Source organism: Herbaspirillum sp. CF444, from assembly GCF_000282135.1.
In the GTDB taxonomy this organism is placed as follows: Bacteria; Pseudomonadota; Gammaproteobacteria; order Burkholderiales; family Burkholderiaceae_D; genus Herbaspirillum.
Window position 1 is genome coordinate 67,786 of sequence record NZ_AKJW01000021.1, and the last position, 8,804, is coordinate 76,589.

An 8,804-nucleotide genomic window follows, 5' to 3' on the forward strand; every position below is an offset into this window, starting at 1 on the left:
CGGCTATCACGGACTTATTACGGGCGTATGAAATCGCCGATAATAAAAATTAAAATTGGTACGTACCTTTAATTGACAACTGGTACGCACCAATCCATAATCGTTTCATGGTTCAAGACACAGAATCGGCCTGCACTGGCCGTCATGGACTGCTTGCAACCATTTTCTCCGTCGACGTCCGATCCTAGCTGCCGCCCGGTGTTTGTCTGGCGTGGAGCCGTGCGACGCCGGCATGTTGCTTAACGCCTTGATAACGAAAGAGTGCCAGTCATGCGCAGATGGGAAGAATCCGAGAGCCGCAAGGCGCGCATCGAAATCATTCCCATGATCGATGTGATGATGTTTTTGCTGGTGTTTTTTGTCTTGCTCAGCCTGAACGTCATTCCGGCCCTGGGCATCAAGACGGCGTTGCCGTCGTCGTCGTCGGCCAGCGACTTGCAGACCCAGAATCTGGTACGTATCACCCTGGCGGCGTCCGGCGAGATCCAGCTGGAAGGGCGAACGGTGCAGGCTGATGCACTGGTGGCCGGCCTCAAGCAGATCGCGGCGAAAGACCCGGGCAAGAAGCTGGTGTTGATCGTCAATGCCGACCAGAAGATCGAGTTCCAGCACGTGGTTGACCTGATGGACACGCTCAAGGGCAACGGCTTTGATGCGATTTCCTTTGTCACCAGGCGGAAGTGAGCGATGGCTACGGCTTATCAAAACAGGGACCTGATCGCCGCATTGCCGTCAGTCGGGCTGGTGATGTTCCTGCTCATCGGCGGTGTGCGCGAAGTACGCTCGCTCAAGCCCAAATACGACGAGCCGGTCAAGCTGGAAATCCTTGACGTGGCCGAAGTGCCCGCGCCGCCGCCGCCCGAGCCGCCCAGGTTGCCGCCCGTGAAACCGGTGACGCCGCAGCCGCCACAGGTGCAGCCGCCGCCGGTAAAGGCGGCGCCGCAGCAGCCGGGTCCGCAGTCGAGCTTGCCATCGGCCACGCCGGCCGCGCCTGCCATGCCAGCCGCGCCGGTGGCCGCGCCGGTAGCAGAGTCCGCGCCGCCCAGGCAGGCCGAGGCCCCGCCGGCCCCGCCTGCGCCGAAAGCCAATGTCGAGGCCGAGTTCGTCGCCCGCATACGGGCCTACCTGAATTCCGTCAAGCGCTATCCGACCGGCCGCGAGGCCAGCCTGGCGCGCCCCGAGGGCAGCGTCAGGATCTGGTTCGTGTTGCGACGCGACGGCTCGCTGGTGGAGATGGGTATCGAGGAGTCCTCCAACTCGGGGTTGCTCGACGAGGCGGCGCGCAAGAGTGTCAGTCGCGGCAGCTTTCCGGCATTTCCGGAGCAGTTCAAGCCGGGCGAGCAACAACATAAATTCGTGGTTGACCTGCAATTCAAGCCCACCGGGGGCTGAGTTGCTGGCGTAACGATGCATACAACAGACATCGGATCGACGATGCGTAGAGGAGCACATTGCTATCCGGGCGCCGACAGCGATGACGCTGGCGAATGCCCGGCTGCCATTGAACTTAAATCCTATTGGGGAGTAATACGATGAAGTTGAAAATCAGGAAGCTCGCGCTGGTCGTGTCGAGCCTCTTCGTTGCCGATTGGTCGTTGGCGCAGACGGCAGACACCACCGACCTCGGCCAGGTGACCGTGCATGGCCAGGTCGGCGGCACCGATACCGGTCTGATCCAGCAGGAAGAGTCGCCCAAGGCGCGCAGTTCGGTCACGCGTGCGGCGATCGAAAAGCAGGGCAGCAGCGTCTCTGCGTTCCAGATGATCCAGAACCTGCCGGGTGTGTCGACCTTTGACCAAGACGGCACGGGCCTGTTTGGCGGCACCCTGCGCGTACGCGGTTACAACAGCAACCAGATGGGCCTGACGCTCGATGGCGCGCCATTGAACGACTCGCTCAATTACACCATCAACATCCAGGAGTTCGCCGATCCGGAAAATACCTGCGAAGTGTTCCTGACCCAGGGCAGCACCGACATCGACGCGCCGCACGTCGGCGCCAGCGGCGGCAACATCGGCATCAGCACCTGTGATCCCAAGGACACATTGGGCGGCAAGTTCCTGTTTGCCGTCGGTGCCAACAGCTACCGCAAGGAGTTCCTGCGTTTCGATTCCGGCAAGTTCGCCAATGACCGCGCCAAGCTCTTCATTTCTGTTTCGCAGGCCGGCGCCGACAAATTCAAGGGCGACGGCAGCGCCGACCGCAAGCACATCGACGCCAAGGGCGTATTCGATTTCGGCGGCGGCAGCTATTCGAAGCTGGCGTTCCTGTACAACAAGATGGACAACGCCAACTATCGCACGCTGAGCAAGAGCGATATCGCCACCGGCGGCTACAACCTCGATTTCGGCACCGTCGCCCCGGTGCATCTGCCGGGCGTCAACGGCACCGTCCAGGACGAGACCCTCGGCGCCAACGCCGCCGTCATCGCCAACGGTTACTACGGCTTCAACAACAACCCGTTCGAGAACTATCAGGTGTCGATGGTCAACCACTGGCAGCTCTCGCCCAAGGCCAGTCTCGACGTCAATCCGTATTACATCTACGGCTACGGCACCGGCGGCAACCAGTTGATCGCCGTCAGCGAATCGGCCACCGGCATCCACGGCGGCGTGGCCGACATCAATGGCGACGGCGACACCCGCGACAAGATCCTGGCCTATGGCAGCAACATCAGCCAGACCAGCCGCTGGGGCCTGACCACCAAGCTCAACTACCAGTACGAGATCCACAACCTGAGCGGCGGCCTGTGGTTCGACAGCGGCATTTCGCGCCAGTACAGCCCGGTGGTGCGCATCGACAACTTCGGCGCCACCGGCGACTACTGGCTGCGCGACACCAATGCCTACCTCAAGTATGCGGACGGCACGCCCTACAATGCCAGCCGCAACTGGAAGACCAATGTCAACGCCCACACCTTGTTCCTGCAGGATAATTTCAACCTGCTCAACGACAAGCTGAACATCCTGCTCGGCCTCAAGCGCCAGGTGGTGCAGCGCGAGTTCAACAACTACGCCAGCGGCACCACCGTCAACGGCAACGGCGTCGACTACACCGTCAACCAGAGCTACGCCAACTACCTCGGCAACGTCGGTTTGCGCTTCCAGTTCACTGACCGCCAGTCGATGTTCTTCAACGCCGGCCAGAACGCCCGCGCGCCGGAGAACAATGCCAATACCGGTTTGGCGCAAACCACTGCCAGCACCGGTTACACCACCAGCATCGTCAATGGCGTGATGGTCGCCAAGGACGCTTCGGGCAATATCATCCCGGTGCGCATCGCCACGCCCAATATCAAGCCGGAAAAGTCCAACAACTTCGATCTCGGCTATCGCTATGCCGGCGACAAGCTGACCTGGTCGAGCTCGGTCTTCTATGTCGACTTCCAGGATCGTCTGGCCAGCCAGTATGACCCGACGTCCAACCTGACCACCCAGTTCAATGTCGGCCGTTCCCGTACTGTCGGCCTGGAACTGGAAGCCGGCTACAAGCTGAACCAGACCTGGAGCCTGTACGGATCGCTGACCCGTACCGATTCCACCATGCTGGACGACAAGGTCGCCGTCAAGACGACCAGCGGAGCGGCCGGTTACCTGCCGACGTCGGGCAAGCAGATGCCGGACACGCCTGACTGGCTCGGATCGCTGGCGCTGCAATACTCGAGCGGGCCGTTCTATGCCAGCGCACAGGGACGTTATGTCGGGTCGCGCTATACCACGCTGGTCAACGATGACAAGGTCGGCGGCTATACCTTGTTCGATCTCGGCGCCGGTTATCGCTTTGCCCAGGCATTCTTCATGAAGACGCCGACCATCCGCTTTACGCTGACCAACCTGTTCAACAAGCAATACCTGAGCATGACCGGACCAAGCGGATCGTCGTTTGCCGCAAACGTGCAGCCGGTGGTGACCAGCAACGGCACCGTGGCAGGCAACGTCGGCGTCAACGGGGCGCCGACCACGCCGTCGTTCTACGTCGGTGCGCCGCGTGCCTTCCAGGTGTCGTTCAGCAGCGATTTCTGACGGGCGCATCTTTTACCAACCGAGGCGCCGCAGGCAGATTGTTCCTGCGGCGCCGTTCTTGCAGGGGACCGACATGAATCTCATCCAGTTTTTCCATGACGCTACGTTCTACGCGATGTACGTCGCCGCCGGCGTGGCAATTTTCCTGATCATCGAGCGCCAGCTGTTCTTCTTCTTCAGTGCACGCGACGCCAGGAAACTGCTCTCCACCATGACCGCCGCCGACAACTACGTTCCGCGTATCGACGCCGCCATGCTGGAGCGCAAGACCGTGCCCGTGGCGCTGGTGCGGGAAACCTTGCAGGCGCGGCGGCAGACTGCCGACCGGGTGCAGCTGGAAGACCTGTCGGAGGCGATCTATATCGCCAGCAAGACCCGCGTCAACGCGCGTCTGTGGGTGCTCGACACGGTGGTGACGGCGGCGCCGCTGTTGGGCCTGGTGGGCACCATCCTCGGCATCATCGATACCTTCGCGGTGCTGGCGTCCTCCGGCATCTCGGATCCGTCCGGCGTCTCCAAGGGGATCGGCACGGCGCTCTACGCCACCGCACTGGGGATTTCGATTGCCTTGACCGGTTTGCTGTTTTACAACTATTTACGTGCCTGTGCCGATCACTTGAACGACCAGCTCAAGGAACTGCTGCTGCGCGCCGAAGGCTTGTCGCATGATGACCGGACGCCGTCCGGAAATCCGGCGCGGCAGCCGCAGCGCCAGGAACATGCGGGGCGCGAACCGATGCAGGCGGTGGGATAGGCGAGCGGCGTCGGGAGAGGTCGGGATGCATGCCGGGATGCGCTATGCTGGTGCGGCAGCCCCGATTGACGCCTGCATGACGCCCGCAACGAGTGCATCGCTTGTTTACAAATGGTACGTACCACCGTAATATGGCTGTCATGATGAAAAATATGAATACTTCGACTTCCGGACCTGTCCAGCCGCGCTACAAATGGTTGGCCGATATCATTCGCGACACCATTGATCAGGGCGTGTTGACCGACAACCAGGCGCTGCCGTCCGAGCGCGAACTGGCCGAACGCTACGACGTCAGCCGCGATACCGTGCGCAAGGCGGTGCGTTACATGGAAGAGCGCGGCATCATCTACAGCGGACACGGGCGCGGCACCTTCGTGGCGCCGGCAATCGTGCGCGGCACGACCCGTTTCATCGACAGCTTTTCGCAGGATACCGACAGTCGCGGCGGCGTGCCGGGGCAGCGCATTCTCAGCGTGGAAACCGTGGAAGCCAACATGGCGATTGCCGTCCTGCTCAATATCGAATCGGGTTCCCCGCTGGTGCGGGTGCGTCGGATACGTCTGATAGACGACGCCCCGGTGGGGTTGCATGACGCCTATTTTGTGTTGCCGCGCGGCGCCAGGCTGACCCGTCCCCAGATCGAGAAGACCGGTTCGCTCTATAAATTGCTGACGGAAAAGTTCGGATTTTCGCCGGCCGAGGCGGTGGAAAACCTCTGTTCCGGCGCGGCTACGGCCGAAGACGCCGAGTTGCTGGGCATTGCGGTCGGCGATCCCTTGCTGGTCTGCGAGCGCATCACCTTGTCCGAGCGGCGCGAACCGATCGAATATTGCCTGATGAAGTACGTCTCCAGCTATCGTTATCGCACCCGCATCGCCAAGCACAGCGGAGGCATGGCCTGATGCGTCTGCGCCTGGCGCTGGCCCGGCGTGACTGAGCGCAGATCGCCTGAATGCACCAATGAACCTGACCGCCAAATTCGTGTTGACCCGCACGGCCTGGGTCGTTGGCATCTTCGTTGTGCTATCGGCGCTGGCGTCGCTGTCGAGCCGGTTGGAAGCGCGCAAGGATGGCGCTTACCGTTTGCGTGCCGCCTTGTTCATCAACGGTACGCTGGGCGACAAATCGTTTTTCGACTCCGCCGCGCACGGCATGCAGGAAGTGCGGCGCACCTTGCCGGTGGCGGTGCGCGTGGTCGAAGGCGGGACCGACCCGACCCGCTGGGAGTCGGCGCTTGCTGATCTGGCCGATAGCGGCGACTACGACGTGATCGTGGTCGGCACCTTCACCATGGTGCCCTATGTGCAGAAACTGGCCGGTCAGTTCCCGGCCGCACGCTTCATCGTCTTCGACGCCGCCGTTGATTACGGACGCTGTCGCTGCGGCAATGTCCATTCAATCCTGTTTCGCCAGAACGAAGGCGCTTACCTTGCCGGTTACCTGGCTGCCGATCTGGTGCGCAAGGGCCTGCCGGGAGTCGCGCGCGACAGCGGTCTGGGGGTGGTGGGCGGAATGCAGTTTCCGGTCATCGAAGACTATATCGTCGGTTTTCGCGCCGGCGCAGAAGCGGCGGCTCCCGGAATTCACGTCGCCAGCCAGTACGCCAACGGATTTTCCGACCCCGCCGCAGGCAAGGAAATTGCGCGCGCGCAGATGGAGCAGGGCGCGGCAATCGTTTTCCACGCCGCCGGCGCCAGCGGGCAAGGCGTCAACGAAGCCGCCAGCGAAGCGCATCGCTACGCCATCGGGGTTGATCTCGACCAGTATGCCTTGTACCAGCAGAGCAGCCCGGCCAAGGCCGCCGCCATCGTCACCTCGGTGCTGAAGAACGTCGATGTGGCCATTGAGCGCGCCATCGCCTTGCAGCTGCAAGGCAAGCTTGCCTACGGCAGCGTGGAGTCGCTCGGACTGGCCGAACACGGCGTTAGCCTGGCGCGTCATTCGGCGGTGCTGGCGCAGTTGCCGGCGGCGCGCCTGGAGCGGGTTGACGCCATCCGGGAAGACATCATCGCCGGTCGCATCCGCGTGCCGAGCGCGTTCGGGCGGCGACCGGGTGCAGGAGTGGGGGCGACATGAGCATCTCCCTGACCCCGGCGCTGACGTTGCAAGGCGTCTCCAAACTGTATGCCAACGGCACGCTGGCCAACGACAACGTCAGCATGGAGATCGCCGCCGGCGAGATTCATGCCGTCATCGGCGAAAACGGCGCCGGCAAATCGACCTTGATGAAATTGCTGTACGGGCTGGAGCAACCGAGCAGCGGCCGGATCCTGTTGCATGGCCGGACATGCGTGCTGCGCGATCCGCGTCAAGCCATTGCCGCCGGTATCGGCCTGGTGCCGCAGCATTTGCAACTGGTGCCGTCGTTGACGGTGGCGCAGAACGTCGTGCTCGGGTGCGAGCCTACCCGGGGCCTGGGTCAATTGCTGCACGGCCGGGCTGCGGTGCAAGCGGTCAGCACGGCGGCGCAGCGTTTCGGTTTCCAGCTGGATCCGCATGCCGTGGTCGGCGACCTGTCGGTCGGCGCCCGGCAGCGGGTCGAAATCCTGAAGACCTTGTATCGCGGCGCGCGCATTGTCATGCTCGACGAGCCGTCGGCGGTGTTGAGCGAGCAAGAGGCAAGCGCCTTGTTCGCCTCCTTGCGCAGGATGGCGGAGCAGGGGCTGACAGTGCTGCTGATCACCCACAAGATCCGTGAAATCCGCAGCGCATGCGACCGCTTTACCGTCCTGCGCGGCGGCCGCGTTGCCGGCGGCGGCAATGCGCAGGATTTCAGCGACGCCGCCATCGGCGCGATGATCGTCGGCCGCGCATTGTCTGCTGCGTCGTCGGCGACACCGGCCCGTCGTCCGTCGGGGCAGAACGCCGGGGCGCTGGTGGGCGCGCACGGCCTGGCGGCCAAGCGCGCCGATGGCCGCGTCGTGCTGAACGGAGTGTCCTTCGAGATTGCCGCGGGAGAAATTCTTGGCGTGGCCGGCGTCGAAGGCAATGGGCAGGATGTCCTGGCGCACGTGTTGTGCGGCCTGCGCACGCCATCGCAAGGCCATGCCGACATTGACGGCGCCGTCTTCACTTCGCGCGGCGTGCGTCGCGCGCGCGCCGGCGGCGTGGCGGCGATTCCGGAAGATCGCCTGCACGACGGCGTTGCACCCGCCATGAGCATCATCGACAACGCCATGGCGCTGCAATACCACCAGGCGCCGTTGTCGCGGCGCGGCTGGCTCAACTTGGCGGCGATGCAAGGGTTCGCGCGCGGCATCATGGCGCGCTGCCAGGTGGCGGCAGTCGCACCCGAGGCCCTGATCGGCACGCTGTCCGGAGGCAACATGCAAAAGATCGTATTGGGACGGGAAATCGCTTCCGCGCCGCGCTTCCTGATCGCCAGCCAGCCGACCCGCGGCGTCGACATCGGCGCCGCACAGGCCTTGCATGAACAATTGCGCGCCTTGCGCGACACCGGCGCGGCGATCCTGCTGATATCGGCAGACCTGGATGAACTGCTGGCGTTGTCGGACCGCATCATGGTGATGTCGCAGGGCGAGATCGTCGCGCATTTTCCGGCGCGGCAGGTCGATCCCGGCGTGCTCGGCGGCTACATGACCGGCGCGTTGCGCGCAGCCGGAGCCGCTGCCTTGCTGGCTTCTCCGTTCACCGCATTGCATGCGCCAGCGCATCACGAGGAGCAGGCATGAGCGAGCCGACGGCGCAAGCCTTGATTGCGCAGCAGCAGCGTCGACAGATCCTGCAACAGCGGTGGCGTCTGCCGCTGGCGATCCTGGCGTCGCTGGCGGTCGGCTTCGCCATGACGGCGATGGTCAGCAAGGAGCCGTTGCAGGCTTTCCTGACCTTGCTGACGGGCGCCTTGCCGCGCCTGCAATGGAGCTCGGAAGAGGGCTGGCGACTGCTGCGGATGGTGCGCTTCGGCGCCGTCATCGAAGACGCCGTGACCTTGACCTTCCTGGGGCTGGCGGTGGCCTTGCCGTTCCGTGCGCGGCAGTTTTCGCTCGGCGCCGATGGCCAGATGTTCC

Annotated in this window: 7 protein-coding genes and 1 pseudogene; all 8 read left to right on the forward strand. The window is 63.3% G+C overall.

Translation table 11 applies throughout. The annotated features are described in order from the left end of the window. Window positions 1-270 precede the first annotated feature (270 nt). Window positions 271-684, forward strand: a complete 414-nt coding sequence (locus PMI16_RS05765) for an ExbD/TolR family protein (RefSeq protein ID WP_007877362.1) — start codon at window positions 271-273, stop codon at window positions 682-684. Between the two features lie 3 nt (window positions 685-687). Then, the gene (locus tag PMI16_RS05770; protein ID WP_007877363.1) at window positions 688-1,392 is read left to right on the forward strand and encodes a TonB family protein; all 705 of its coding nucleotides are present in this window, start codon (window positions 688-690) and stop codon (window positions 1,390-1,392) included. A gap of 140 nt (window positions 1,393-1,532) precedes the next feature. Continuing rightward, window positions 1,533-4,022, forward strand: a complete 2,490-nt coding sequence (locus tag PMI16_RS05775) for a TonB-dependent receptor (protein ID WP_007877364.1) — start codon at window positions 1,533-1,535, stop codon at window positions 4,020-4,022. A 73-nt stretch (window positions 4,023-4,095) separates the two neighbouring features. Beyond that, complete coding sequence (locus PMI16_RS05780) at window positions 4,096-4,776, forward strand: MotA/TolQ/ExbB proton channel family protein (RefSeq protein ID WP_007877365.1); 681 nt, start codon at window positions 4,096-4,098, stop codon at window positions 4,774-4,776. A gap of 152 nt (window positions 4,777-4,928) precedes the next feature. Further along, the gene (locus tag PMI16_RS05785; protein ID WP_157212538.1) at window positions 4,929-5,678 is read left to right on the forward strand and encodes a GntR family transcriptional regulator; all 750 of its coding nucleotides are present in this window, start codon (window positions 4,929-4,931) and stop codon (window positions 5,676-5,678) included. A 58-nt stretch (window positions 5,679-5,736) separates the two neighbouring features. Beyond that, a complete protein-coding gene (locus tag PMI16_RS05790; protein WP_007877369.1) occupies window positions 5,737-6,852 on the forward strand; it encodes a BMP family lipoprotein in 1,116 nt (371 codons plus the stop codon). After that, complete coding sequence (locus PMI16_RS05795; RefSeq protein ID WP_007877372.1) at window positions 6,849-8,468, forward strand: ABC transporter ATP-binding protein; 1,620 nt, start codon at window positions 6,849-6,851, stop codon at window positions 8,466-8,468. Before PMI16_RS05790 ends, PMI16_RS05795 begins: the two co-directional genes overlap by 4 nt. After that, window positions 8,465-8,804, forward strand: a pseudogene (locus tag PMI16_RS05800) (hypothetical protein); the annotation flags it as partial. The gene PMI16_RS05795 and the pseudogene PMI16_RS05800, both read left to right, overlap by 4 nt.

What these genes read in the sequence shown, in the direction of transcription:
- PMI16_RS05775 (WP_007877364.1), top strand. Translation starts at nt 1,533, where the DNA reads ATGAAGTTGAAAATCAGGAAGCTCGCGCTGGTCGTGTCGAGCCTCTTC.
- PMI16_RS05785 (WP_157212538.1), top strand. Translation starts at nt 4,929, where the DNA reads ATGAATACTTCGACTTCCGGACCTGTCCAGCCGCGCTACAAATGGTTG.
- PMI16_RS05770 (WP_007877363.1), top strand. Translation starts at nt 688, where the DNA reads ATGGCTACGGCTTATCAAAACAGGGACCTGATCGCCGCATTGCCGTCA.
- PMI16_RS05790 (WP_007877369.1), top strand. Translation starts at nt 5,737, where the DNA reads ATGAACCTGACCGCCAAATTCGTGTTGACCCGCACGGCCTGGGTCGTT.
- PMI16_RS05765 (WP_007877362.1), top strand. Translation starts at nt 271, where the DNA reads ATGCGCAGATGGGAAGAATCCGAGAGCCGCAAGGCGCGCATCGAAATC.
- PMI16_RS05780 (WP_007877365.1), top strand. Translation starts at nt 4,096, where the DNA reads ATGAATCTCATCCAGTTTTTCCATGACGCTACGTTCTACGCGATGTAC.
- PMI16_RS05795 (WP_007877372.1), top strand. Translation starts at nt 6,849, where the DNA reads ATGAGCATCTCCCTGACCCCGGCGCTGACGTTGCAAGGCGTCTCCAAA.